Origin of the sequence: Pseudomonas sp. ANT_H4, assembly GCF_008369295.1 — a bacterium.
Classification (GTDB): Bacteria; Pseudomonadota; Gammaproteobacteria; order Pseudomonadales; family Pseudomonadaceae; genus Aquipseudomonas.
In genome coordinates this window covers 59773-84965 of sequence record NZ_VOBG01000021.1, presented here as the reverse complement: position 1 = coordinate 84965, position 25193 = coordinate 59773, and the positions used below count along the sequence as shown (strand labels likewise).

General features: G+C 59.8%; 20 protein-coding genes and 4 pseudogenes. 17 read left to right on the top strand and 7 right to left on the bottom strand.

All coding sequences use genetic code 11. The annotated features are described in order from the left end of the window. Nucleotides 1–68 precede the first annotated feature (68 nt). Entirely contained in the window at nt 69–1238 is a 1170-nt protein-coding gene (locus tag FQ182_RS22625) for an aspartate aminotransferase family protein (RefSeq protein WP_149413756.1), read from the top strand. Between the two features lie 9 nt (nt 1239–1247). Here FQ182_RS22625 and punR read toward each other — a convergent pair whose 3' ends face one another. Then, complete coding sequence (gene punR / locus FQ182_RS22620; protein WP_149413755.1) at nt 1248–2162, bottom strand: DNA-binding transcriptional activator PunR; 915 nt, start codon at nt 2160–2162, stop codon at nt 1248–1250. A gap of 122 nt (nt 2163–2284) precedes the next feature. Here punR and punC point away from each other — a divergent pair, with 122 nt between their 5' ends. Continuing rightward, nucleotides 2285–3478 (top strand): purine nucleoside transporter PunC, encoded by a 1194-nt coding sequence (punC, locus tag FQ182_RS22615; RefSeq protein ID WP_149413754.1) that lies wholly within the window; start codon nt 2285–2287, stop codon nt 3476–3478. Here the strand turns inward: punC and FQ182_RS22610 are convergent. Next, nucleotides 3475–4308, bottom strand: coding sequence for a nucleoside-binding protein (locus FQ182_RS22610; protein WP_149413753.1), 834 nt, complete (start codon nt 4306–4308; stop codon nt 3475–3477). The genes punC and FQ182_RS22610 overlap by 4 nt on opposite strands. Nucleotides 4309–4467: 159 nt before the next feature. On the opposite strand from FQ182_RS22610, the gene FQ182_RS22605 reads away from it, so the two are divergent. Beyond that, nucleotides 4468–5979, top strand: coding sequence for a nucleobase:cation symporter-2 family protein (locus FQ182_RS22605; RefSeq protein ID WP_149413752.1), 1512 nt, complete (start codon nt 4468–4470; stop codon nt 5977–5979). Nucleotides 5980–6019: 40 nt separating this feature from the next. On the opposite strand, the gene FQ182_RS22600 is transcribed toward FQ182_RS22605, so the two are convergent. Continuing rightward, nucleotides 6020–6922, bottom strand: a complete 903-nt coding sequence (locus FQ182_RS22600) for a proline iminopeptidase-family hydrolase (protein ID WP_149413751.1) — start codon at nt 6920–6922, stop codon at nt 6020–6022. A gap of 90 nt (nt 6923–7012) precedes the next feature. Continuing rightward, nucleotides 7013–7777, bottom strand: coding sequence for a LuxR family transcriptional regulator (locus FQ182_RS22595; protein WP_149413750.1), 765 nt, complete (start codon nt 7775–7777; stop codon nt 7013–7015). Nucleotides 7778–7958: 181 nt separating this feature from the next. On the opposite strand from FQ182_RS22595, the gene FQ182_RS22590 reads away from it, so the two are divergent. From FQ182_RS22590 to FQ182_RS22570, 5 genes and pseudogenes are all read left to right on the top strand, one after another. Further along, on the top strand, nt 7959–8846 hold the full coding sequence (locus tag FQ182_RS22590; protein WP_149413749.1) for a proline iminopeptidase-family hydrolase: 888 nt from the start codon (nt 7959–7961) through the stop codon (nt 8844–8846). Nucleotides 8847–8849: 3 nt separating this feature from the next. Continuing rightward, nucleotides 8850–9797: an ABC transporter permease gene (locus FQ182_RS22585; RefSeq protein ID WP_149413748.1), complete on the top strand. Its 948-nt coding sequence runs from the start codon at nt 8850–8852 to the stop codon at nt 9795–9797. Beyond that, nucleotides 9794–10651, top strand: a pseudogene (locus tag FQ182_RS22580) (ABC transporter permease). The gene FQ182_RS22585 and the pseudogene FQ182_RS22580 overlap by 4 nt, the downstream one beginning before the upstream one ends. After that, the gene (locus FQ182_RS22575) at nt 10648–11613 is read left to right on the top strand and encodes an ABC transporter ATP-binding protein (protein WP_149413747.1); all 966 of its coding nucleotides are present in this window, start codon (nt 10648–10650) and stop codon (nt 11611–11613) included. The pseudogene FQ182_RS22580 and the gene FQ182_RS22575 overlap by 4 nt, the downstream one beginning before the upstream one ends. Then, nucleotides 11610–12011: pseudogene (locus FQ182_RS22570) on the top strand (ATP-binding cassette domain-containing protein); the annotation flags it as partial. The gene FQ182_RS22575 and the pseudogene FQ182_RS22570, both read left to right, overlap by 4 nt. A gap of 252 nt (nt 12012–12263) precedes the next feature. Here the strand turns inward: FQ182_RS22570 and FQ182_RS22565 are convergent. Then, nucleotides 12264–13151: a LysR family transcriptional regulator gene (locus FQ182_RS22565; RefSeq protein WP_149413746.1), complete on the bottom strand. Its 888-nt coding sequence runs from the start codon at nt 13149–13151 to the stop codon at nt 12264–12266. Between the two features lie 131 nt (nt 13152–13282). On the opposite strand from FQ182_RS22565, the gene FQ182_RS22560 reads away from it, so the two are divergent. The 6 genes from FQ182_RS22560 (at nt 13283) to wrbA (ending at nt 17403) form a co-directional block, all read left to right on the top strand. Then, entirely contained in the window at nt 13283–13870 is a 588-nt protein-coding gene (locus tag FQ182_RS22560; RefSeq protein WP_149413745.1) for a YceI family protein, read from the top strand. Nucleotides 13871–13938: 68 nt separating this feature from the next. Continuing rightward, nucleotides 13939–14658 carry a pirin family protein gene (locus FQ182_RS22555; protein ID WP_149413744.1) on the top strand — a complete coding sequence of 240 codons (720 nt, stop codon included), beginning with the start codon at nt 13939–13941 and terminating at the stop codon, nt 14656–14658. Nucleotides 14659–14689: 31 nt separating this feature from the next. Then, nucleotides 14690–15289, top strand: a complete 600-nt coding sequence (locus tag FQ182_RS22550; protein WP_149413743.1) for an FMN-dependent NADH-azoreductase — start codon at nt 14690–14692, stop codon at nt 15287–15289. A 196-nt stretch (nt 15290–15485) separates the two neighbouring features. After that, a complete protein-coding gene (locus FQ182_RS22545; protein ID WP_149413742.1) occupies nt 15486–16040 on the top strand; it encodes a cytochrome b in 555 nt (184 codons plus the stop codon). 156 nt (nt 16041–16196) lie between these two features. Then, nucleotides 16197–16610 (top strand): DoxX family protein, encoded by a 414-nt coding sequence (locus FQ182_RS22540; protein WP_149413741.1) that lies wholly within the window; start codon nt 16197–16199, stop codon nt 16608–16610. Nucleotides 16611–16803: 193 nt separating this feature from the next. Continuing rightward, nucleotides 16804–17403, top strand: a complete 600-nt coding sequence (gene wrbA, locus FQ182_RS22535) for an NAD(P)H:quinone oxidoreductase (protein WP_149413740.1) — start codon at nt 16804–16806, stop codon at nt 17401–17403. A 278-nt stretch (nt 17404–17681) separates the two neighbouring features. Here wrbA and FQ182_RS30745 read toward each other — a convergent pair. Both FQ182_RS30745 and FQ182_RS22525 read right to left on the bottom strand, forming a co-directional pair. Continuing rightward, a pseudogene (locus FQ182_RS30745) lies at nt 17682–17825 on the bottom strand (site-specific integrase); the annotation flags it as partial. Nucleotides 17826–18389: 564 nt separating this feature from the next. Next, on the bottom strand, nt 18390–19196 hold the full coding sequence (locus FQ182_RS22525; protein WP_149413739.1) for a LysR substrate-binding domain-containing protein: 807 nt from the start codon (nt 19194–19196) through the stop codon (nt 18390–18392). 641 nt (nt 19197–19837) lie between these two features. On the opposite strand from FQ182_RS22525, the gene FQ182_RS22520 reads away from it, so the two are divergent. The 3 genes and pseudogenes from FQ182_RS22520 (at nt 19838) to FQ182_RS22510 (ending at nt 25193) form a co-directional block, all read left to right on the top strand. Then, complete coding sequence (locus FQ182_RS22520) at nt 19838–21088, top strand: alpha-hydroxy-acid oxidizing protein (RefSeq protein ID WP_149413738.1); 1251 nt, start codon at nt 19838–19840, stop codon at nt 21086–21088. Between the two features lie 111 nt (nt 21089–21199). Then, nucleotides 21200–22699, top strand: a complete 1500-nt coding sequence (locus FQ182_RS22515; protein WP_149413737.1) for a catalase — start codon at nt 21200–21202, stop codon at nt 22697–22699. Nucleotides 22700–22940: 241 nt separating this feature from the next. After that, nucleotides 22941–25193: pseudogene (locus tag FQ182_RS22510) on the top strand (heavy metal translocating P-type ATPase).

Sequence of the window (25193 nt, the reverse complement as noted above, 5' to 3'; positions counted from 1 at the left end):
GCAGTTTATCCAGCTCTGGTGGCTAACGATACTGTAGCCATCACTACGAAGCACTGGAGCCTGATGCCATGACCGCCGCCTGCCTGATGACCACCTATCAACCCTTGGATTTAAGCTTCATCCGCGGCCTGGGTACTCGCCTGTGGGACCAACAGGGGCGTGAATACCTGGACGCGGTGGCCGGTGTAGCGGTGACCAATGTCGGCCATTCCCATCCGCGGCTGGTGGCGGCAATCACCGAGCAGGCAGGGTTGCTGTTGCATACCTCCAACCTCTACAGCATCGACTGGCAGCAGCGCCTGGCTCAGCGGTTGAGCACGCTATCGGGCCTGGATCAGGCGTTCTTCAATAACTCCGGCGCGGAGGCCAATGAGACGGCGTTGAAATTGGCGCGGTTGTATGGCTGGAAAAAAGGCATTGAGCAGCCGCTGGTGGTCGTCATGGACAACGCCTTTCACGGCCGTACCCTGGGCACGATGTCTGCCAGTGACGGGCCGTCGGTGCGGTTGGGGTTCCAGCGTTTGCCGGGGGACTTTATCAAGGTTGGCTTCGGCGATCTGGCCGCCCTGGAGGCGGTGACTCAGGCGTTTGGCGCGCGCATCGTTGCGGTATTGCTGGAGCCGATCCAGGGCGAAAGCGGCGTCCAACTGGCTCCCCCCGGCTACCTGAAAGCCCTGCGGGATCACTGCACCCGGCAAGGTTGGTTGTTGATGCTCGATGAGATCCAGACCGGAATTGGTCGTACCGGCCAGTGGTTCGCCTTCCAGCATGAGGGCATTGTCCCGGACGTCATGACCCTGGCCAAAGGCCTGGGCAACGGTATCCCGATTGGTGCCTGCCTGGCGCGCAAGGCCGTGGCGCAGTTGTTCACTCCCGGTAGTCACGGCAGTACCTTTGGCGGTAACCCGCTGGCTTGTCGCGTCGGTTGCACAGTGCTGGATATTATTGAAGAGCAGGGCTTGCTGGAGAACGCAGCGCTCCAGGGCGAGCGGCTGCTGGCGCGATTGCGGGTGGAGTTGAGTGAGCATCCCCACGTGCTGGCGATTCGGGGGCAGGGCTTGATGATCGGTATCGAGTTGGCCCGTCCTTATCGTGACCTGGCGCTGATCGCCGCGCGCGAGCATGGCCTGCTGATCAATGTGACGCGGGGCAAGATCATCCGTTTACTGCCGCCGTTGACCATTGATGCTAAAGAAGTGGATATGATTGTGCGCACCCTTTCCCGTTGCTTGGCCTGAGAGGAGAGCCTATAGATCATCGCCATTCAACCACTCCTGATTCATCGTATCGGTGTCCCCCAGGTACCCCAGCAACCAGGCCATGGCCGGGGAAAACTTGTTCTGTGCCCAGGCCACGCAGGACGGGCTGGCGGGGAAGGGCCGGGACAGTTGCAGGGCTGCCAGTTCACCGCGCTCGATCAACGGTCGCGCCAGGTGTTCCGGCACCATGCCGACGCACAGGCCATCGCGCAGGCAATCCATGGCGGATGCCCAGTTGGGTACGACTAAACGCCGCTGGTTATCCAGGGTCCAGGTATCGCGCTTGGGCAGGTTGCGCGAGGTATCGGTCATGCACAGCGATGCGAAGGGCCTTAATTGGTCGTCACTGAGCAGGCCTTGCACCTGCGCCAGCGGATGGTGGGCGCTGACCACGCAGAGCCAATTCAACAGCCCCATGTCGCGAAAGGTGAAATGGCTGGCCACCGGCACTGCGCTGGTGGCGCCAATCACGATGTCGGTACGGTCGTCCGCGAGGGCGTCCCACACGCCGTTGTACACCTCGTACTCCAGCAGCAACTCCACGTCCGGAAACTGGCGATAGAAATCCAGCACCAGTTGCCGGCAGCGCTGCTGTTTGACGATGGAATCCACCGCCACTTTCAGTTGTCCGCTCCAGCCGTTGGCCACCTGCTGGCATAGCCTGCGAGTGCCGAGCATTTTTTTCATCACGCTGCGGGCTTCATCAACAAACAGCTTGCCGGCCGGCGTGAGCTCCACATCTCGATGACGGCGGACGAACAACGGAACCGCCAGCCACTCCTCTAGCTGCCGTACGGTGTAACTGATGGCGGACGGCACGCGATGCAGTTCCTGGGCGGCGGCGCTGAAACTGCCGTGACGGGCTACCGCATCGACGACATCCAGGGAGTATTCGGACCACATGGCAGTTGCCTTCAAAAATATTGATAAGAATGTCCAATTATTATCGCTTCACAGGGAAACTGTCAGCTTCATAATGGGGGCTAGTCAGCAAATAGTTTGATGGCAGGTTAAGCAAGGCTTCAATGAAAAATTCTTTTGGTTTCACCTGGTACCTGGCGGGGCTGAGCATGCTCGGCTATCTGGCCATGGACATGTACTTACCCTCCTTCGGCGCCATGGGCGCCCAGTTGCAAATATCCGCCGGTGCCGTGGGCGCCAGCCTGAGCATCTTCCTCGCAGGCTTTGCCGTTGGGCAGTTGTTGTGGGGACCGCTTTCCGACCGTATCGGGCGCAAGCCGGTCCTGCTCACCGGCCTTAGCCTGTTTGTGCTCGGTTGCCTGGGCATGTTCTGGGTCGAGACCACGACCCAGTTGTGGGCGCTGCGCTTTATCCAGGCAATAGGCGTGTGTTCCGCCGCCGTCAGCTGGCAAGCCCTGGTAATCGACCGCTACCCGGCAGACAAGGCTCATCGGGTATTTGCCAGCATCATGCCGCTGATGTCCCTGTCACCAGCCCTGGCACCGCTGTTGGGTGCGCTGGTGTTGAATCACTGGGGCTGGCAGGCGATCTTCGCCGTGTTGCTGGGCGTGTCGCTATTGCTGCTGTTGCCAACGTTATGCCTCAAAACTGTGCCGAAACGCCTGACCGCCGATGGCGAACAATCCAAGCTCGGTTACGGACAATTGCTCAAGTCACGGGTGTTCAGTGGCAACGTAATGATCTTTGCCGCGTGCTCGGCCAGTTTCTTCGCCTGGCTTACCGCATCACCGTTCATTCTGGGTGACATGGGCTATAGCCCCAATGACATCGGTTTGAGCTACGTGTTGCCGACCCTGGCGTTTCTCATTGGTGGCTACAGTTGCCGCAGCGCCTTGCAGCGTTTCGAGGGCAGGACCTTGTTGCCATGGTTGCTGGTTGCGTACTGCATCAGCATGGTGGCGTTGTATCTGGTGGCGACATTGACAGTGCCGACCCTCACCACCTTGCTGATCCCGTTCTGCCTGATGGCGCTGGTTAATGGCGCCAGCTACCCGATTGTCGTGGCGAATGCGCTGATGCCCTTTGCGGAAAACTCCGGCAAGGCCGCAGCGTTGCAGAACACCTTGCAATTGGGGCTGTGTTTCGTCAGTAGCCTATTGGTGTCGTCGATGATCGAGCAGCCGTTGTTGATCACCGCAATCGTCATGCTGGCGACCGCGCCGTTGGCCGTATTGGGCTATTGGTTGGCGCGGCCCAGGGTTGATAATTCCGATGCCGATCTGGTTCGAACACCCTAAAACGTCACTTCCATATTCACCGTTGGCGTTGATGTGCGGCTGCCCCGTCCGCCATCCACGCCGAACTTGTTATGCCAGTACTCGTAGCCCACCCCCAGGTACAGGTTCGGCTTGACGCTTTTTCCCGACCGCACCGCCACCATCAGCGCGGTGCGCATCAGGGTTTCCGGCGCGGTGTTACGGCCATGGAAGTCGTCACCCTTTTCCCCGACATGATTGATGAAGCCCTGAAACTTTGCCCCGTGATTGCCAATCTCGAAAGGGCGTAGCCAGGTCAGGTTGAGCATGTAGGTGTCGTCGAAAGTGTGGTTCGGATCTTTCGCTCCCGGGATGCCGGAATGGTTCTTTTCCTTGTAGTACATCAGGCTCAGATCCAGCACGCCGACGGTGTTGAACTTCAAGGTCGGGCCAACCACCAGGGCGCGCTTTTTCGCCGACGCCAGGTTGTTGTTGCGGTTGGCGTCGAAGCCCAGGGTCAGGGCGTAGTCTTTGATCACACCGGTTCCCAGCGGCACGTCGAACACCCGTGAGGCATACAGTTGGTGGCGGTAGACGGCATAGACTTCGCTGCCACCGTGATCGGTGCCCTTGCGCGGGTCACTGCTGTCAGAAAGGAACACATCGAGGTTCAGGTAGTTGCTGCCGTACTGATAGCCGCTGGCGTGGGTGAAGCTGTAGATGCGCTTGCTGAAATCATCGGGGTTATTCGGGTTGGTGAACTGCTGGCCGTAGCGAAATCCCACGCTGTTGTTCATCCATTCCACCGCGACAGCCTCCCCGCCGCCGAAGAGTGTCAGTAATACGGTTGCGCCGTGCAGTGCCTTTTTCATTGTTTTAATTCCTTTGGCGTTTTGGCTCATAGCGGCCGAATCGTATTTTTGTAACGCCAGCGGAGGGTAACTTGTCCGATTGATTGTATACAACCGTATGGACATATAGTCTTCGTATTGCATACAGTGGGCGCACAACAAAAACAGAGAACCCTCACCATGACTATCCCGAAGGCGTCACCGCAACGGCCAGAAGATGAGAATCTCGGCGTCGCTGCCAACATGGCTTACGGCCTGCAGCATGTGCTCACCATGTACGGCGGCATCGTTGCCGTGCCGTTGATCGTCGGTCAGGCGGCCGGTTTGTCGCCGGCCGATATTGGCCTGTTGATCGCCGCTTCGTTGTTTGCCGGCGGCCTGGCCACCTTGCTGCAAACCCTGGGTCTGCCGTTCTTTGGCTGTCAGTTACCGCTGGTGCAAGGGGTGTCGTTTGCTGGCGTTGCAACCATGGTGGCGATTGTCAGCAGCGAGGGAGCAGGTGGTGTGCCGGCGATCCTTGGCGCGGTGATGGCCGCCTCGTTGATCGGCTTGTTGATTACGCCGATATTCTCGCGAATAACCAAGTTCTTCCCACCCCTGGTGACCGGTATCGTCATCACCACCATCGGCCTGACCCTGATGCCTGTCGCCGCGCGCTGGGCCATGGGCGGCAACAGCCGCGCCGAAGACTTCGGCAGCATGTCGAACATTGGCCTGGCGGCGATTACCCTGGCCCTGGTGCTGTTGCTGAGCAAGATCGGCAGCGCGACCATTTCACGGCTGTCGATCCTGCTGGCGATGGTGATTGGTACGCTGATTGCGGTGTTCCTCGGCATGGCTGACTTCTCCAGCGTGACCCAGGGTGCGATGTTCGGCTTTCCCACGCCATTCCATTTCGGCATGCCAACCTTTCACCTAGCGGCGATCATTTCCATGTGCATCGTGGTCATGGTGACCCTGGTGGAAACCTCGGCTGATATCTTGGCGGTAGGTGAGATCATCGACACCAAGGTTGACTCCAAGCGCTTGGGCAACGGCCTGCGTGCCGATATGCTATCGAGCATGTTTGCGCCGATCTTCGGTTCGTTCACCCAAAGTGCGTTCGCGCAAAACGTCGGCCTGGTGGCGGTGACCGGGGTCAAAAGCCGCTACGTAGTGGCCACCGGCGGCCTGTTCCTGGTGATTCTCGGCCTACTGCCGTTTATGGGACGGGTCATCGCAGCGGTGCCCACCTCCGTGTTGGGCGGTGCGGGGATTGTGTTGTTCGGAACCGTGGCGGCCAGTGGTATTCGCACGTTGTCCAAGGTTGACTACCGCAACAATATGAACCTGATCATCGTCGCCACTTCCATCGGTTTCGGCATGATTCCTATCGCAGCGCCGAGCTTTTATGACCATTTCCCGAGTTGGTTTGCCACCATTTTTCATTCGGGGATCAGCTCGTCGGCGATCATGGCGATCCTGCTGAACCTGGCGTTCAACCACTTCACGGCGGGCAATTCCGATCAACAGTCGGTGTTCGTCGCTGGCACCGAGCGCAGCCTGTATTTCCAGGATGTGGCGGCGTTGCGTGAGGGGGATTACTTCTGCGGGGGCAAACTGTTTGATGCAGAAGGCAATGAGATTCCATTGCTGGCAGAGGTGCCGAAGAGGGCGGCGGTGCAGGGTAGGGCTGAAACCAGCGAGGTGTAGTCATAGGATCGTTCCCACGCTGTGGGAACGACCTTATCTATCAGCAAGCCTCATCCATGAACTTCACCACCGTGCCCATACATGCCTGGCGTTCTTCGACGTGGGGCATATGGCTGGAGTCTTCGAACAATGCCCAGCGCACATTGGGGATTTCCTCGAGGAACGGCTTCACCACCAGCGGCGTGGCTTCATCATGGCGACCGGAAATCACCAGGGTCGGCACCTTGATGCCGGACAGCCGGCCAATGATGCTCCAGTCTTTCAACGTGCCGATCACATGGAACTCCGTCGGGCCGCTCATGGCGTGATACACCGTGGGGTCAGCGTCGACCTGGGTAAAGGTGCGCGCCACTTCTTCCGGCCATGGGTTGATCCGGCAGACATGCTGGTCATAGAACATCCGCGAGGCCGTCAGGTATTCCGGGGCCTGATAGGCGCCGGCCTGTTCATGCTTGAGCAGAGTTTCATGCACACCTTCCGGCAATAATTTGCGCAGACGATTGGCTTCGGCGACCCAGGTGCGCATGCACGTCGGCGAGTTGGCCGCGATCAGTGCGCGCAGGCCTTTAGGCTGCAGCAAGGCGTGCTCGCTGCCGAGCATGCCGCCCCATGACTGCCCGAGAATGGCGTAGTTGTTGCTGATTTGCAGGTGGTCCAGCAGGTTGTCCAGTTCTTCCAGAAACAGGCCGATCGTCCAGAACGAAGGGTCTTTGTCAGGCAGGTGGGTAGAACGGCCGTTGCCCAGTTGGTCATAGTGAATAACCGCGTGGCCGCTGGCGGCGACGTCTTTGAAGGCGTCTACATAGTCATGGGTGCAGCCGGGCCCGCCGTGGAGGATGACCAGTGGTGTCAGGCCGCTATCAAGGTCGCCGGTGACCCGGTACCACGTCTGGTAGGCGCCAAAGGCAGCAAAGCCTTCGCGGATTTTTTCGATGAATTCCATTTCGTGCCCTTCCATGAAAAGTGGTCAGGCATACGATAATTGGCAGCGTAAATTTAAGTAACTAGCAAAATAGCTAGGTTTTTCGTCGAGTCAGTCGTCAAGCAGCCGGTAATGGCTGGCCCTGACCACCGCTTGTACCCGGTTCTTGGCCCCCAGCTTGTGCATGGCCGAGGCCAGGTGCAGGGTGACCACCGCCAGGGAGCGACTCAACTGGGTGGCAATTTCAGCGGCGGTCAGGCCGTCGGCGGCCCACTTCAAGCATTCACGCTCGCGCTTGGTCAGATGGATATGCGGATACGAACGTAGTTCCTTGCTGAATAACGGGTAGGCCGCTTCCTGCAAGGCATGGGTAATCAGGTTGAAATCCGCCAGGGTCTGGCGAGCATCTTGCAATACCGTGCGGGCTTTGCCGGTGCGCAGGCCCGTCAGCGAGGCGAAGCCGCCCCTGGGCAAGTGAATCGGAACGCTGACGCCGCAGGTCATTTGCTGGTCGTGCAGGTAGCAGGAGACGGGTGCGTGGCGGCGGTTGATGATCTTTTGCAGCGGGGTATCAGCCTTGGCCTCGTAGGACCAGACGAACGGCGACACGCAATTGAGGGCCAGGTGTTGCACCGGATCGATCTGGTAGAACCCCAAACTGCACCATAACGAGTACCAGTCGGAGGGGGTATTGCGCAGTTGCAGCACGGAGGGCGTAATCAATGCGCCATCGTGGTCGATCGGCACCGGTGTGTAGTCGTACACCAAGGCATCAAAACCCAGGTGCTGGGCCAATACGAGGGTGTTGTCCATCTGTTCATCCAGGCTCCTGCCGGGCAGGAGATGGCTGTTAAACGCAGATAACTTGGTCAGCATCCTTTCTGCTCCCGAATTCGTTTGAATCTCGACTTGCCGCAAGTAGAATGCCACGCCCCGGCGAAGGACTGCCAGACCAAACCTATAAGAATTGCTAGGTTATGGGCGCACGGCAACCTCGGTAGTGCTCGGTTCAAACGGCCACTACCTGCCAGGCCGACACACAACAAGGAATGTATGCATGTGGCGTGAAATAGCCCCCGACCAGCAGTACAACGTGCAAGTCGACGGCCACAACCTCGTGGTCTACAGCTTTGACGAGGGCGATGAAGTGTTGCTCTGCCTCAACGGCGGCCCTGGGCTGCCTTGTGACTATCTGCGCGACGCTCATGGCTGGCTCAAAGACAAAGGCCTGCGAGTCGTTGCATTCGATCAGCTTGGTACGGGCGCATCAGCCAGACCCACCGATATTTCCCTATGGGAAATCGGCCGTTATGTCGAGGAAGTCGAAACTGTGCGCCAGGCGCTCAGCCTGGGCCGCGTGCACGTGTTGGGCCATTCCTGGGGCGGCTGGCTGGGTATCGAGTACGCCATTCACTATCCTGACGCGCTTAAAAGCCTGATCCTGGAAAATACCGTCGGTGACATTCCGCACCTGTCCCAGGAGCTCGAACGCCTGCGCGGCGCTTTGGGCAGTGAAACGGTGGCGATGATGCAGCGCCATGAGGCCATGGGCACCCTCGACCATCCGCAATACCAGGCCGCGATCACGTTGCTCAACTACCGCCATGTCTGCCGGCTGGACGAGTGGCCGGAACCGGTCAAGCGTTCCCTCGACAACTGGAACATGGGGCCCTACGAGACCATGCAGGGGCCCAACGAATTTCTTTACGTCGGCAATCTCAAGGACTGGAACCGCATCCCCGAGATGGCCGATTTCAGCATGCCGGTGCTGATCACCACCGGTCAGCATGACGAACTGACCCCCGCCTGCGCCATGCGCATGAAGATGGCGGTCAAGCACGCCGAGTTGCACGTTTTCCCCAACAGCAGCCACATGCCGTTTTATGAAGAGCCCCAGGCTTACTTCCCGGTGCTGCTGGACTTCCTTGCTCGTCACCGAGGCTGACGAATGAACCTGGTGCGTTACCGTTTTGTGCTTTTCCGGCCGCTGCAATTGCTGCCGGTGCTGTTTGGCATCAGCCTGATTACCTTTGTGCTGGTGCGTTCGATTCCCGGTGACCCGGCGCGGGCGCTGCTGGGCTCGCGCAGCACGCCGGATGCCTTGCTGAAAATTCGCGCGCAGTACGGCCTCGACCAACCGTTGTGGCTGCAATATTTCTACTTTCTGAAAAACCTGCTCAAGGGTGATCTCGGCCAGTCGCTGCTGTACAAGGTCGACGCGCTGAAGCTGATCGTCACCCGCATCGAGCCGACTCTGTTCCTGGTGCTTGGCAGCGTCCTGCTGGCACTGTTGATTGCCGTGCCCCTGGCCACTGTGGCCGCGCGTAACAAAGGCGGCTGGGCCGACAATCTGATTCGCTTGTTCACCACCGTCGGCCTGGGCATGCCCGCGTTCTGGCTGGGGTTGATGCTGATCCTGCTGCTCAGCGTGCAATGGGGCCTGTTCCCGGTGTCCGGCTATGGCCGAACCTGGCTGGACAAGGCCCATCACATGGTGCTGCCGTGCCTGACTATCGCCCTGGCGCTGTCGGCGGTGTTGGTGCGCAACCTGCGGGCGAGCATGCTGATGGAGTTGCAGGCCGATCACGTTACCGCCGCGCGGGCGCGGGGTTTATCCGAGCGAGCGGTGTTTCGTCGCCACGTGCGGCCTAACTCCCTGGTGCCGGCGGTCAACCTGCTGGCCGTCAACATTGGCTGGCTGATCAGCGGCACGGTGGTGATTGAAAGTCTGTTCGCCATTCCCGGCATCGGCCAGTTGCTGGTGCGCGGCATTTTTACCCGCGACTACATGGTGGTGCAGGGGGTGGCCATGGTATTGGCCTGCGCAACCGTGGTGGTCAACTTCGTGGCTGATGTGGTGACCGTCGCCCTCGACCCTCGGGTGAAAATGCAATGAGCAGCCGCCCGCTGATTCCCGCCTGGCGTTTACGCCTGCGTTTTGGTTTTCGCAACGGCCGGCTGACAGCGGCGTGGGGCCTGGCAATTCTGTTGGCGTGGCTGGTGCTGGCGCTGTTCGCACCGTGGATCGCGCCGTTTGATCCTATCGCGCAAAACACGGATATCAGTTTGATAGCGCCGACTCTGGCCCATCCATTTGGCACGGATAACTATGGGCGAGACATACTTTCGCGGGTGATCTAGGGTGCGCGCATCGATTTACAGCTGGCCATCGTCGGGGTGATCTTTCCGTTTCTGATCGGCACGTTTATCGGTGCGGTTTCCGGTTATATCGGTGGGCGTTTCGACAGCTTTTGCATGCGCGTGATCGATGTGATCCTGGCCTTTCCATTCCTGGTGCTGATGCTGGCAATCATGGCAATCCTCGGGCCAGGGCTGAAAAGCTTCTATATCGCCATGGCGCTGGTGGGCTGGGTGTCCTACGCGCGGCTGATCCGTTCGCAAATCCTGGTGCTCAAGGAAAGCGACTTCGCCCTGGCGGCGAAAAGCCTGGGTTTTGGCCATGGGCGCATTCTATTCCGGCATTTGTTGCCCAATGCGATGTTCGGCTCGATTGTGTTCTCCATGTCCGACGCGGTGTTGGTGTTGCTCAACGGCGCGGCGGTCAGCTACCTGGGCCTGGGCGTGCAACCGCCGACGGCGGAGTGGGGGACCATGGTTGCCGAGGGCCAGGCGTTTATCACCACGGCGTGGTGGATCTGCACCTTTCCTGGGCTGGCCATTGTGACCCTGGCGATGGGCTTCAGCTTGTTGGCCGATGGTGTTGCGCAAGTGCTGGGGGATCGCTCATGAGCTTGTTGCAGGTGCAGGACCTGAGCGTCATCGCCCATAACAACGGCCACGATGTGACCCTGGTGGATCGCGTGTCCTTTGACCTGGCCAAAGGCGAAATCCTCGGCCTGGTGGGCGAGAGCGGTTCGGGCAAAACCATGGCCTGTCGCGGGCTGATGCGCTTGCTGCCCTCGCCGAGCCTGCGGGTTCAGGGCGGCGCCGTTCGCCTGGCCGGCCAGGACTTGCTGGCCCTGGATGAAGCCAGCATGCGCAAGGTGCGCGGCGGGCAATTGGGGATGATTTTCCAGAACCCCAGCAGCCACCTCGACCCGTTGATGCGCATTGGTGAACAGATCGCCGAAGGCATCCGCCTGCACCAGGGCGCGTCGAAACGTGAAGCACGCTTGCAGGCCATCGAGGTGTTGCGCCAGGTGGGCATTCCCGACCCCGGCCAGCGCATCGACAACTATCCTCACGAATTTTCCGGCGGCATGCGCCAGCGGGCGATGATCGCCGTGGCCCTGGGCTGTAATCCCCAGGTGTTGATCGCTGATGAGCCGACCACTGCCCTGGACGTCACGGTGCAGGCACAAATCCTGCGCCTGTTGCTGGACTTGCGAGACCGTCGTGGCCTGTCGATCATCATGATCACCCATGACCTGGGCGTGGTGGCGCAGACCTGCGATTCCATTGCCGTGATGTACGCCGGGCGCCTGTGCGAGCACGGCAGCAAATACGACCTGCTGGCCCGTCCGCAACACCCGTACACCGCTGGCCTGATCGACTGCCAGCCGGCCACCAGCAGCGGTCATGCCTTGCGCACCATCGCCGGGCAGCCGCCGCTGCTGGATGCCTTGCCCGGAGGCTGTCGGTTCAACCCACGTTGCCCGCAAATCGGCACCTTGTGTACCGAGCAGTTGCCGGATTTGGCCGGGATCGGTCCACGCGTCGCTTGCCATTACCCCCTGGGAGATCGGCCATGACCTTGTTGCAGGTAAAGGACCTGGAGGTGCGCTTCGCGGCCGCCGGCAGCGGTCTGTTGGGTCTTAATAAGCAGTGGGTGAGGGCGGTCAACGGTGTGACGCTGAACATCGCCGCCGGTGAAACCCTCGGGCTGGTGGGTGAGTCGGGCAGCGGTAAAAGCACCCTGGGTCGGGCGATTCTGCACCTCAACCCCATCAGCGCCGGGCAAGTGCTGGTCGACGGTATCGACATGACCCATGGAGGCCCAATCGATATTGCCCGCTTGCGTCACGAGACAGCGATGATTTTCCAGGACCCTTATGCAGCGTTGAACCCACGGCTGACCATCGGTGAAACCCTCTTCGAAGTGTTGCGAGTACAGCGCAAGGTCGCACCAGAGCTTATCCCGCGCCGGGTTGGTGGGGTGGCTTAGGTATTGAGAAAGACGTCCTGAAGTTCGACAGGTTTTGATTCGTGGTTTGCGTTCCTGCTGGCCAATCAATGGCATTGATGCTGACCATCGTTTGCATCCGACTTGACCGATACTCGTAGAGAAGGTGACCGGCAGTGAGCTGCCCATAGCTGCCGGTGGCGACAGGCAGAAATCGGCCAATAGCGGACTTTTTGGATAGATTCAAACCTGCTGTGCTTTGCCGAAGGTATCTGCCAATTACGCATTAGCCAGTTTGCTTGATAAGAAGTCGATCAGCACCCTGACACGGTGAGGCATATAACGATTGCTCGGCAGCACCGCATAAATGCCTAAAGCTGGAGGCTCGTAGGCGTCCAACAGAACCTCCAATCTCCCCTCTGCTAGATACTCCGTGACAATGAACTCAGGCAGCATCGCGATGCCCATCCCTTGGGCGGCTGCCTGCGCCAGCGCGTCGCCATTATTGGCCTGCAGACGCAAGGGCACGTAGACCGACTCCAGATGACCGTCCACCTCGAAGCTCCAGGGGCGGTTGTTCACCTGGCTCGAATAGCCAAGGCATGCGTGTCCGGCTAGCTCGCCGGGACTTTCTGGGCGTCCATGGCGGGCCAGATATTCCGGTGCGGCGACAGTCAATAAGCGACTGCTACCGAGGCGGCGCACGATCTCTTCTGGGTCGAGCTGGCTGGTGATGCGGATCGACAGGTCGATGCCTTCTTCGATCAGACTCAACTGCCGGTCGCTGAAATTCATCGCCAGTCTGATCTCGGGAAAGGTCTGGGAAAAGTCGAGCAGCAGCGGCACAAGACGGCGCAGGCCGTAACTCAGTGGCAGGCTGATGCGCAGCGGCCCACTCGGTGTTAGCCGTTCCTCCATCACACCGGCCTCGGCCTCCTGTACCAAGTCGAGTATCACCCGGCACTTTTCTAGATAGGCGCTGCCCGCAGATGTAAGCGACAACCTGCGAGTACTGCGAACCATGAGCTTGATACCCAGATGTTCTTCCAGCGCAGCGATCTGGCGTGTGACCACAGAACGCGCCACCCCGAGCTGGCAGGCGGCCGCAGTGAAGCTGCCAAGTTCGGCCACCCTAACAAAGAGATTCATGGCTTCAAGGTGATTCATTGTTGATCCTTTAGTCAACAGACTGTTCGTGATTGTCCTCTATTTAGCACCAATAAGAGTGGGTAAAGTTCATCCATCGCCAGTGCACGCCTTTCCGTGTTTAAACCTGACCCTGGCACATCTGGATAACTATGAACGTATTGACCAAAATTTCTGCAGCCCTGGTTATCGCAGGCGCCGCCTCCATGACTGCTACCTCCGCATTCGCCGCGCCTGAAACCTATGTCGTAGATGGAGCCCACACCTTTCCAAGCTTTTCCTACAACCACTTCGGTATGTCGACCCAAGTGAGCCGCTTCAATAAAACCACCGGCACTATTGTGGTGGACAAGGCAGCCAAGACGGGCCAGGTCGATATCGAGATTGACATGACGTCGGTTAACACCGGTTTCGAGCTTTTCAATGAGCACATCCAGGCTAAGGATTTCCTCGACACCGCCACTTTCCCGACCGCTACTTTCAAGTCCTCCAAGGTGCGCTTCAAGGGTGACAAGCCAGTGACTGTCGATGGTGATCTGACTATCAAGGGCATCACAAAGCCTGTCACCCTGGACATCACCCAATTCGTCAACATGCAGCATCCGATGCTGAAAAAAGATGCTATCGGTGCCAACGCGCAGGTTGTCATCAAACGCAGCGAATTCAATGCTGGCAAATACGCTCCGCACGTGGGTGATGACGTAACCATCACTGTCTCGCTCGAAGCGATCAAGAATTAAGCCAACCCTTCCGTCGTGAGATAACGGGACGTAGACGTTATCCCGCTGCGGGCACGCAGGTGATCGACATGTTTGAAGTCAGGCATTCCGGCAAACGCGGCGTTGCGAATTTCGGTTGGCTGTATTCGCAGCACAGTTTTTCCTTCGGCAGTTATTACGATCCTCAGCAGGTAGGGTTTTCTGATCTGTTGGTGATCAACGATGATCGTGTGCGCCAGGGGCGCGGCTTCGATACCCACGGCCATCGCGACATGGAAATTTTCTCCTACGTGCTTGAGGGTGCGCTGCAGCACAAAGATTCCATGGGCACCGGTTCGATAATTCGCCCCGGCGACGTGCAGATGATGAGCGCCGGCAGCGGAGTGCGGCACAGCGAGTTCAACGCGTCGCGGGACAAACCGGTGCATTTCCTGCAAATCTGGATCGTGCCAAAACGCAAAGGTGTCAAGCCGCGTTACCAGCAAAAGCATTTTGATGCGGCGCAGAAGCGTGGCCGGTTGCGTCTGATTATTTCCCCAGATGGAGCCGAGGGCTCGTTATCAGTCCATCAGGACGTGCGTGTCTATGCCGGGCTATTCGACGGCACCGAACAAAAGCGTTTCGAGCTGCCGGCCGGCCGCTATGCCTATATCCACGTGGCACAGGGCGAGCTGACCGTCAATGGCCAGCGCTTGGTCACCGGCGATGGCGTCCGGGTACGCGATATCCGCGAAATCGACTTCAGAGCCGGCAATAATGCCGAAGTGCTGCTATTCGACCTGCGGCCCATCGAATTAGCGGCTTATTGAATTCCTCCTCATCCGACTGAGAGAACAGACCATGAAGATTCTGCAAATCAACGCCAGCGCCCGTTCGGCCGGTGCCAACTCCACCCGCCTTGCCGACTCCATCACCGCTCGCCTGAAGGAGCAAAATCCAGCAGCCCTCGTCGAACTGCGCGACCTGGCAAGTGATCCGCATCCAGTGCTGGATGACGCTGCACTGACCGCCCTGTTTACCCCGGCCGAGAGCCGTACCGAAGACCAAGCAGCTCGTGTAGCCCTGGATGATGCGTTGATTGCCCAGGTACAGTCCGTCGACGCCATCGTGCTAGGCGTACCGATGTACAACTTCGGTGTGCCTGTGCAGTTGAAAACGTGGCTCGACGCCATTGCTCGCGCCGGAGTGACCTTTCGCTATACCGAGAATGGTCCGGAAGGCCTACTGAAAGGCAAGAAAGTCTATGTGGCGCTGGCCCGTGGCGGTAAATATCGCGACACACCGGCGGACTCCCAGGTGCCGTATCTGAAGACCATCTTCGGTTTCCTCGGCCTGACCGATGTCGCGTTCGTCTATGTTGAAGGTCTGGCGATGGGTGCCGAAGGAGCAGAACAAGCTTTCGCTGCAGCCGAAGCGCAAATCGACGCACTCAGCGCCTGATAAGCGCCTCTCTGTGGCGTCGTTGGCGATGCCAGTTATTGAAAGGATCGATACGATCGAGCGGCTCGTGTTGCGACCCCATTTAGCGCTCCCAGCACCCGAGCACTCTTTCTTGGCAGGTTTAATCCGCTCGCCCTGGCGAAACCGGTAGACGCCTGGCAGGGCATTCGGAAATGACATATTGAGAGTTGGCATAATGGCAAAAACGCATACGGATAGTTATACCGGCACCGCTAAATGGCTGCATTGGGGCATGGCCGCTATTTGGATTGCCAGCTGGTGCATAGGCATTCTTGCCACGCATTGGCGAGACGAGCTGAACCCCGGTCATGGTTTGACGATACTGCACAAGGCATTAGCCAGCACCTTGTTGTTTTTGATTGTCGTGCGTGTTGCATGGCGCTTAAGCCATCCAGCACCGGCACTGCCTGCGAGTATGAGCCCGATGATGCGACGGGGTGCCAAGGTGGGTCACATACTGCTCTATGCGGTGGCACTCATCGCTCTGCCACTGTCCGGTTGGTATTGGAGCTCCGTGGCGGACAAGCCGATCATGCTGCTCGGTCTGTATCAGCTGCCACCAATAGTGGCGCCGAACGAAACGCTATACGACCTGGCTAAATGGATTCACACCCTAATGGCCTGGTTCTGCGGCGCGCTGGTCGGGGGTCATCTACTTATTGCCTTGAAACACCATTTCATCGACAAAGATGAAATTCTTGCTGGGATATTGCCCACCCGAAATCGCTGACTACGGGACGAGATGGCAAAGTCCTTTCTAGCGATGGATATGACAACCAGGCTAATTTCTAAATCGGCGCACCCAAACAGGCATCGCAATCTATATTGAACTCCATACCCCGCTCAAATCGAGCTGGGCCCTCGTTCTCTATGTGGGAGCACCACTATGCGCTACACACTCCTTCAGCAGCAGAGGAATGAAATCATTCTGCTAGCCAGAGTCTTACTGATGATTCTCTTCCTGATATCCGGGTGGTCGAAACTGACGGGATTCTCGGGCACGGTTGCCTATCTTGGCTCTCTGGGTGCGCCGCTGCCGATGGTAGCCGCATCCATCGCGGTATTGATGGAGGTTGGCGCTGCAATTTTGCTGGTAATCGGCTTCTATACGCGGCCGGTCGCCTTTTTCTACACCTTGTTCGTCCTCGGCACCGCGCTGATCGGCCACCATTACTGGACGATGGTCGATCCGGAGCGTGCCGCCAACATGACCCAGTTCTACAAGAATCTGAGCATCATGGGTGGCTTGCTGCTGCTGGGCGTTACTGGCCCCGGTAAGTACTCGGTAGATGGCAAATAGGCAATTCCCACGCTCCAGCGGCCAGCCATGCTGGAGCACGACCTAAGCGATTTAAGGCTTGGGTTTCGAGCAGCGACCATTTCATATTCATCAGCCCTACGGAGGCTACCTAGTGGGACTACTGAAAGATCTGATAGCGCGAATAACTGGCAACGACTCTGGTACGACTCAATTCCATAATGAGGACTTAAAAATGGCAAAAGTATTGGTTCTATATCATTCGATGTATGGACACATCGAAACCATGGCTCAAAAAGTCGCGGAAGGTGCACGCAGCGTTGCCGGGGTCGAGGTCACGATTAAGCGTGTACCTGAAACTATGTCGGCAGAGGCCTTCAAGGCCGCCGGTGGCAAGGTTGAGCAGACCGCACCTGTTGCGAGCCCTGCTGAACTGGCCGATTACGACGCGATCATCTTTGGCACTCCGACCCGTTTCGGGAACATGTCGGGACAGATGCGCAACTTCCTCGATCAGACCGGGGGACTGTGGGCCAACGGATCTTTGGTTGGCAAGGTTGCCAGTGTGTTTACCTCCACAGGTACTGGCGGCGGTCAGGAAATGACCATTACCTCAACCTGGACGACCCTGGCCCACCACGGGATGGTGATCGTTCCAATCGGGTACAGCAATCCAGCCCTCTTCGATGTCTCGCAAGTGGGTGGCGGAACGCCCTACGGCGCGTCGACCATCGCCGGTGGCGACGGCTCTCGCCAGCCCGATGCGCGAGAGCTGGATATCGCTCGTCACCAGGGTGAATACGTGGCGAACTTCGTGGTGAAGCTAAACGGTTAAAGCTTTCCCCCACCCTGCTGAATAGCTCTCGTGATATTTAGCAGCGGTGGGGTTCTCGATCCAGAATAGTTGCGCTCAGGCTTTACACCTTGTGAACCCTGGGTCCCAGCTAAAAATAGTTAAGTAAGCTGCGCACTCAGTCGTTTCTGTCATTTTCAGAAGACGACTGCACCGTCGTGCTGGCTGAAACACCTGATGCGCACAGGACTTCTGATGACCGGTTGATTAATAGTTACATACATCATTGTCGATCCCCGTGCCTCGCCACCACGATCAGGTCGGCTGTTTACCGTTTTGGGATCAAGTGCTAATTCTCCGCTAGACCAATCCCTGTACCTCCACAGAATGCTGAGACCATGGGCCGGGCTTTCTTCATCCCACGCTAAACCAATGGCTTCCAGGGAGGCGAAGTAATCGTACAGATCTAACTTAGCTGCGCCTTACGGTCACCCGCTGAGAGGATTATTTCAGGGCATTGATGTTTTCGGGCTCAGTTTCGAGCTTGGTCTGATGAAGCCAGACCCTGAAATTTATCGATCCCTGTGCCGTGCCTTTGGCGTACAGCCAGGGCTCGGATGGACTGGTATCGCCCCTGCGGTTGTAATGAACGGCGACTCGCAGCGATGTGACCGGGATGGCCCCTAGGTCTGTAGGTGTCATGGGCTACCACCTCGACCGTCGCGGCGCGGGGAAAATCAATGATCTCGTCCAGTTTGCACAACTTGTTATCGACGAGAATCGGTTACTGTCTTGACTTGATGGGCGCGAAGGGCCGAGTGCTTTATGAGTCAGCGGGCCCGCTTCTGCCACTGTCTTTCGGGCGCGACCCTATCGCCGCCACTGCGAGGCTGCTGGTATTACCCGCCGCTATTCTTTCCGCCATAATTATTTCGATTCGTTCCAGCGCCGTCCTCCTAGGCGGCTATTTTTGATGTATTACAGGGAGGAGTTACGTCATGACTGACAATCAAGGGGCTAGTGTGGCTTTATTTTGTCAGGGTGTGCGGATCCCTGCTTTCTGTTTTGAGCCATTCGAGAATTGCGCGAATCTCAGGCGAGTTCTGTTTCCCCGGGGAGCACAGAAAGTGATACCCAGTGTCGTTCTCCATTTCTTCAGTGAGCAACTTCTGAAGCGCTCCTGTGCGGATTTCATCAGAAATATGTGATGTCCTGGCCATCGCAACGCCCAGGCCTCTTATCGCAGCCGAGACAGCCATATTGGAGTGAGGCACTACGAGCACGCAGTTGAGCGAGGAGGGTGCCAATGCGTTTTTCTGGAGCCAGTAATCCCAGGAGGGCGTTGAGATCTGCTCTCCATTGGCCATGCTCCGAGCGCGGAGAATGATGGGGAAGTTGAGAACGTCTGCTGGTGTTTCAGGAACACCGATCCGATCGATCAGCGTGGGGCTGCACACCGGAAAGATTCGTTCGGGAAGAATGAATTCCGAGTAGAAACCTGGCCACGTGGCCTCTTGGGTTTGCAAGCGTATGGCGGCTTGCCCGCTGGCATTGTCGAATCTGGAGAAGTCGTCGGTGTTGAGCTGAATTCGGATGTCGGGATGGGCAGCATAAAAGGCTGGCAAGCGCGGGATCAACCAAGTGTTGGCAAACGAGTCGTGGACGAACAATTCGATCAGCGTCGAGCCCTGAACGCCACGTTCGAAACGAGTGGCGAGCGCAGCGAAGTCTTTCAAAAACTGACGGACGATGGACAGCAGTTCGATGCCGGCTTGGGTCACTATCATTGCGCCTGCACTACGATCAAAAAGCTCGGTGCCAAGTAGAACGGCCACATTCGGGCTCTGTTAACCAAGGAGCGTGAGCGCACTCGTACTGGTGTGCGCGCCTGTCTTGATCGAGCGCGAGAATGCGGCGAGATCCCAGCGACGAAAGACGTTGCGACCCTGGCAACCCTATTCGAGACTTTTCTGTTCGGCATTACGATACAGGCGCGCGATGCAATGTCATTGCATGCAATCGACAGCGCGATTACCGAAATCATGATGCTGCTGGACCAACTCTCATCATAAAGGGCTCTGATCAGGGCGACCCGTGGACGAAAATTCTGAAGACAGGAGGGAGCCACAAAAGCTGCCTGTCTGGTTACTTCTCACTATACTGGGGAGCCTACAGAATTCGGAGAAATCGTACGTTAAGATTTCCGATCTGCCGTAGCGGTCTGATTTTACCGTCTTCCAGTTGCGGCTCTACCGCCAGACGAATCCCCTGTCAGGCTTATGTGTTAAAGGTATTGCAACAGGTCGGTGTTCGCCGGCTTCCCGGCGTTCGTCAGTTATCAAGATTGGTGCATGGGCCAAGACACGCGCTGGCTAAACAGTGAACCGCGCTTCCCGGACGAGCACATCGACATCGCGCCCGATGCCGTGAGAAGTAAAATCATGGCCCGCTGCGGCCAGCAACAAAGGAGTTCAACATGCCAATCCATGACCAGAGCGCCATCAACATCTCGCGACGAAGCGCACTGAAATTCGCCGGTGCCAGCCTTGCGGTAACAGCGCTTGCCGCTGGCCACGTGGCTGCCCAGACGCCGGAGGAAATCAGCAGCGCCGATCTCAATATCGTGCGCAGGGGCACCGACAAGAAGCTCGACATCTTCAACATCGACCTGTTGGAAGAACAGGCCAAGCAAGTGTACGGGCACGGCACCTACGTGTTCGTGGCCAACGGCTCCGGCAAGCAGTGGACATTGGCCGAAAACCAGCGCGCCTGGGGCGATTACGCCTTTGTACCGAAGCGCATGCAGGGCGTGGTGCGCGATAAGATCGACCTGTCGGTTGACCTGCTCGGGCTGCGCCTGCCGCACCCGTTCATCATCACGCCCTTCGGCAGCCACGGCCTGCACCATCCTCTGGCCGAAGTGGCCACGGCGCGCGGGATCGCCAAATCCGGCGGGCTGCTGACCGTGTCGAGTTCGTCCACGGCCAGCATGGAAGACATCGCCAAGGCGAGCGACGGTCCGAAGTGGTTCCAGATCTACCTGACCACCGACGACGGCTTTTCGCGCGCGGTGCTGCAGCGCGCCAAGGCTGCAGGCTTCAAGGCCATCGTGCTGACAGTAGACGCGATCGGCCAGGGCTCGTCCGACGAATACATGCGCCTGGGTAATCCACGCCCGTGGCTGCCCTACGGCAACTTCCCGGACGGCAAGCAACCAGCGTTCAAGACCAACCTGAGCTGGGCCGACGTCGAGATGATCCGCAACGTCACCGGCCTGCCGGTGGTCGTCAAGGGTATCACCCGGCCCGAGGACGCGCGCGCGGCGATTGCCGCCGGCGCTGCGGCGATTCAGGTCTCCAACCACGGCGGCCGCGCGCTCGACGGCACGCCGGCCGCCATCACCGCGCTGCCGGCGATAGCGGAAGTGGTCAAGGGCGAGGTGCCCTTGATTCTGGACAGCGGCATCCGCCGTGGCACCGACGTGGTGAAGGCGCTGGCGATGGGCGCCAACGCGGTGGCGATCGGCCGGCCGGTCATGTTCGGCTTGGCCCTGGGCGGTGCGAGCGGCGTCGACAGCGTGATCGACTTCTTGCACCGCGAAACCGTGAACACGCTTCTTCACCTGGGTGCCAGCAACCTCGGCGAGCTGCGCAGCGAGCACGTGCGCCAGGCTGCTGCGCCGGGTACGCACGGGCCGGTGAGGGTTGGCGCAGAGCGGCTGGGCTGACGAAACGGCGCGCGGCGGGCCTGGCCGCGCGCGTGACACTTGTAGGTGGTATACCTACTCCAACCCACGAATAAGACAGTGGCACACCAACCCCTGATGAAAGGAAATCCCATGAGCAGCTCTGACAAGAACAGTGTTTCGGGTTCGACGACCGGTTCCGGCGCGCCGGCCGCGAGTGATCGCAACTCCCTGACGATCGGCGCCGACGGCCCGATCGTTCTGCACGACGTACATTTCCTCGAGCAGATGGCGCACTTCAACCGCGAAAAGGTGCCCGAGCGCCAGCCGCATGCGAAAGGTGCGGGCGCGTTCGGCGTGCTGCAAATCAGCGAGGACGTCTCGAAGTACACCAAGGCGGCGTTGTTCCAGAACGGCGCGTCCACCGAGATGCTGGCGCGTTTCTCCACCGTGGCCGGCGAGTCGGGCAGCCCCGATACCTGGCGCGACGTGCGCGGTTTTTCGCTGAAGTTCTACACCACTGAAGGCAACTACGACCTGGTGGGCAACAATACGCCGGTGTTCTTCGTGCGCGACCCGATGAAGTTCCCTCACTTCATCCGCAGCCAGAAGCGCCTGCCCGACTCGGGCCTGCGCGACAACCACATGCAGTGGGACTTCTGGACCAACAACCCGGAAACCGCGCACCAGGTCACCTACCTGATGGGCGAGCGCGGGCTGCCGCGCAGCTGGCGCGAGATGAACGGCTACGGTTCGCACACTTACATGTGGGTCAACGCGAGCGGCGAGAAATTCTGGGTCAAATACCACTTCCACACCCAGCAGGGCATGGCCTTCTTCAGCAACGCCGATGCCTCTGCCATGGCGGGCAGCGACGCCGACTTCCACCGCCGCGACCTGTTCGAGGCCATTACCCGCGGTGAGCATCCGAGCTGGACGCTGTCGATCCAGGTGATGCCGTACGCCGACGCCAAGGCCTACCGCTTCAACCCGTTCGACCTGACCAAGACCTGGTCGCACCAGGACTACCCGCTGATCAAGGTCGGCACGATGACCCTGAACCGCAACCCCGAGAACTTCTTCGCCCAGATCGAACAGGCGGCGTTCTCGCCGGGCAACACCGTGCCCGGTATTGGCCTGTCGCCCGACAAGATGCTGCTGGCGCGCGCGTTCGCCTACGCCGATGCCCAGCGCAACCGCATCGGCACCAACTTCCACCAGTTGCCGGTGAACCAGCCGAAGGTGCCGGTCAACAGCTACCTGTTCGACGGCCAGATGACCTACCACCACAGTGGTGCCGCGCCGACGTACTTGCCCAACAGCGGCGGCCGCCCATGGGCGGACGAGACCGGCCCGGCGGCGGACGGCTGGGAGGCCGACGGCGAGATGGTCCGCAGCGCCTACACCCTGCATGCGCAGGACGACGACTTCGGCCAGCCCGGCACCCTGGTGCGCGAAGTGTTCAACGATGCCCAACGCCAGTTGCTGGTCGACCAGGTGGCCGGCAGCCTGCTCGGCGGCGTGCGCAGCCCGGTGCTGGAGCGCGCCTTCGACTACTGGAAAAGTGTCGACGCCGGTGTCGGCCAGCGCATCGAGGACAAGGTGCGCTCCGGCAGTGCGCCGCAACCCGCCGAGGGCATGGGTGAAGGCTGAAGCGTCGCCCGACGAGTACACTCGTCGGGCACTTTTCCCAAGGGAGATGCAACAGTTCTCGACGCCAGCAAGCCGTCCGATTGGATGCTGTTGGTCGAAGGAGGAAGCGTGAATACGCACGAACATCATCAGGACGAGCATGCGCATGGCCAGCGGGCGGCTGCTAGCGGCTGCTAGCGGCCGCCACGGTGCAGCGGCGCAAGCGTCCACATCCGACAAGGCGAACGATCCCGTCTGCGGGATGACGGTCGATCCGCAGACCTCGCCACACCACACCGAACACGTCGGCACGACCTATCACTTCTGCTCGGCCGGTTGTCTCGCAAAGTTCGTCGCCGATCCCGGCAAGTATCTCTCTCCGAAGCCGGCCGAGCCTGCGGCCGCGCTTCCGGGTTCAATGTACATCTGCCCGATGCATCCACAGATCCGCCAGGACCATCCCGGCACCTGCCCGATCTGCGGCATGGCGCTGGAGTCGGAGATGCCCGGTCTCGACGACGAGGAAAACCCGGAGCTGCGCGACTTCAGCCGCCGCTTCTGGTGGACGCTGCCGCTGACGCTGGTCGTGCTGGTGCTGTCTATGCTGGGGCATCAATTCGACTGGCTGCCGACCGATGTCCGCACCTGGATCGAACTCGTGCTGACCACGCCCGTGGTGCTCTGGGCCGGCTGGCCGTTCCTGCAACGCTGCGTGCAGTCGATCCGCAACCGCAGCCCGAACATGTAGACCCTGATCGGCATCGGCGTGACTGCGGCATTCGGTTACAGCGTGGTCGCGACCGTGGCGCCCGGCCTATTCCCCGATTCGTTCCGCGAGCACGGCCGCGTCGGCGTGTACTTCGAAGCCGCTGCGGTGATCATTTCGCTCACCCTGCTCGGCCAGTTGCTGGAGCTGCGCGCCCGTTCCAAGACCTCCGCTGCGATCAAGTCGCTGCTGGGCCTTGCCCCGAAAACCGCGCGCCGCCTGCGCGCCGACGGCAGCGAGGAAGACATCGAACTGAGCCACGTCCACGTCGGCGACCGCCTGCGCGTGCGCCCCGGCGAGAAGGTCCCCGTCGACGGCAAAGTGCTCGAAGGCCGTTCCAACATTGACGAGTCGATGCTGACCGGCGAACCGACCCCTGTCGAGAAATCGGTCGGCGACGCCGTCATCGGCGCCACCATGAACGCCACCGGCAGCCTGGTGATCCAGGCCGAGAAGGTCGGTTCGGAAACCGTCCTCTCGCAGATCGTGCAGCTGGTGGCACAGGCACAGCGCTCGCGCGCTCCGATGCAGCGCATGGCCGACAAGGTCGCGTTCTGGTTCGTGCTCGCCGTGCTGGCCGTGGCCGTGGCGACGTTCCTGGCGTGGGGACTGTTCGGACCGGAGCCGTCGTGGACGTACGCGGTGCTCAACGCGGTGTCGGTGCTGATCATCGCCTGCCCCTGCGCGCTCGGCCTGGCGACGCCGATGTCGATCATGGTCGCCACCGGTCGCGCCGCGCAGGGCGGCGTGCTGTTCCGCGATGCCGAGGCGATCGAGAACTTCCGCCGCATCGACACCCTCATCGTCGACAAGACCGGCACATTGACCGAAGGCCGGCCGGCGTTCCGCGAGGCGATCGCCTCGAATGGTTTTGCCGAGGACGAGGTGCTGCGCCTGGCCGCCAGCCTCGACCAGGGCAGCGAGCATCCGCTGGCCGACGCCATCGTCGCCGAGGCGCGTCGCCGCAACCTGGCGCTGGAGACGCCCGCAGACTTCGAATCGTCCACCGGCATCGGCGTGCGCGGCACGGTTGGCGGGCGCACGCTCGCAATCGGCAACACACAACTGATGCAGGAGCAGGGGGTCGATCCAACCTCACTGCAGGAGCAGGCCGAGGCGCTGCGTCACGAGGGCGCGAGCGTCATGTACCTGGCAGTTGACGGCACGCTGGCCGGACTGATCGCCGTGGCCGACCCGATCAAGGCGTCCACTCGCGAAGCCATCAAGGCCCTGCAGGCCGACGGCCTGCGCATCGTGATGGCCACCGGTGACGGCGTGACCACGGCCAACGCGGTGGCGCGCGAGCTGGGCATCGACGAGGTGCATGGCGAGGTGCGGCCGAAGGACAAGATCGATCTCGTGCAGCGGCTGAAGGCCGAAGGCCACAAGGTCGCGATGGCCGGCGACGGCATCAACGACGCCCCGGCGCTGGCCGGCGCCGACATCGGCATCGCCATGGGCACCGGCACCGACGTCGCCATGTCCAGCGCGCAGGTCACCCTGGTCAAGGGCGACCTGCGCGGCATCGTGCGTGCGCGCAACCTGTCCAACGCCACCGTGGCGAACATGAAGCAGAACCTGACGTTCGCCTTCCTCTACAACGCGCTCGGCGTGCCGATCGCCGCGGGCGTGCTGTACCCGTTCACCGGCCTGCTGCTGAGTCCGATGATCGCGGCGCTGGCGATGAGCCTGAGTTCGGTGTCCGTGGTGGCGAACGCATTGCGACTGGGCAAGACGCGATTCGAGTGA

Coding starts and splice junctions, on each gene's coding strand:
- FQ182_RS22625 (WP_149413756.1), top strand. CDS start 69: ATGACCGCCGCCTGCCTGATGACCACCTATCAACCCTTGGATTTAAGC.
- punR (WP_149413755.1), bottom strand. CDS start 2,162: ATGTGGTCCGAATACTCCCTGGATGTCGTCGATGCGGTAGCCCGTCAC.
- punC (WP_149413754.1), top strand. CDS start 2,285: ATGAAAAATTCTTTTGGTTTCACCTGGTACCTGGCGGGGCTGAGCATG.
- FQ182_RS22610 (WP_149413753.1), bottom strand. CDS start 4,308: ATGAAAAAGGCACTGCACGGCGCAACCGTATTACTGACACTCTTCGGC.
- FQ182_RS22605 (WP_149413752.1), top strand. CDS start 4,468: ATGACTATCCCGAAGGCGTCACCGCAACGGCCAGAAGATGAGAATCTC.
- FQ182_RS22600 (WP_149413751.1), bottom strand. CDS start 6,922: ATGGAATTCATCGAAAAAATCCGCGAAGGCTTTGCTGCCTTTGGCGCC.
- FQ182_RS22595 (WP_149413750.1), bottom strand. CDS start 7,777: ATGCTGACCAAGTTATCTGCGTTTAACAGCCATCTCCTGCCCGGCAGG.
- FQ182_RS22590 (WP_149413749.1), top strand. CDS start 7,959: ATGTGGCGTGAAATAGCCCCCGACCAGCAGTACAACGTGCAAGTCGAC.
- FQ182_RS22585 (WP_149413748.1), top strand. CDS start 8,850: ATGAACCTGGTGCGTTACCGTTTTGTGCTTTTCCGGCCGCTGCAATTG.
- FQ182_RS22575 (WP_149413747.1), top strand. CDS start 10,648: ATGAGCTTGTTGCAGGTGCAGGACCTGAGCGTCATCGCCCATAACAAC.
- FQ182_RS22565 (WP_149413746.1), bottom strand. CDS start 13,151: ATGAATCACCTTGAAGCCATGAATCTCTTTGTTAGGGTGGCCGAACTT.
- FQ182_RS22560 (WP_149413745.1), top strand. CDS start 13,283: ATGAACGTATTGACCAAAATTTCTGCAGCCCTGGTTATCGCAGGCGCC.
- FQ182_RS22555 (WP_149413744.1), top strand. CDS start 13,939: ATGTTTGAAGTCAGGCATTCCGGCAAACGCGGCGTTGCGAATTTCGGT.
- FQ182_RS22550 (WP_149413743.1), top strand. CDS start 14,690: ATGAAGATTCTGCAAATCAACGCCAGCGCCCGTTCGGCCGGTGCCAAC.
- FQ182_RS22545 (WP_149413742.1), top strand. CDS start 15,486: ATGGCAAAAACGCATACGGATAGTTATACCGGCACCGCTAAATGGCTG.
- FQ182_RS22540 (WP_149413741.1), top strand. CDS start 16,197: ATGCGCTACACACTCCTTCAGCAGCAGAGGAATGAAATCATTCTGCTA.
- wrbA (WP_149413740.1), top strand. CDS start 16,804: ATGGCAAAAGTATTGGTTCTATATCATTCGATGTATGGACACATCGAA.
- FQ182_RS22520 (WP_149413738.1), top strand. CDS start 19,838: ATGCCAATCCATGACCAGAGCGCCATCAACATCTCGCGACGAAGCGCA.
- FQ182_RS22515 (WP_149413737.1), top strand. CDS start 21,200: ATGAGCAGCTCTGACAAGAACAGTGTTTCGGGTTCGACGACCGGTTCC.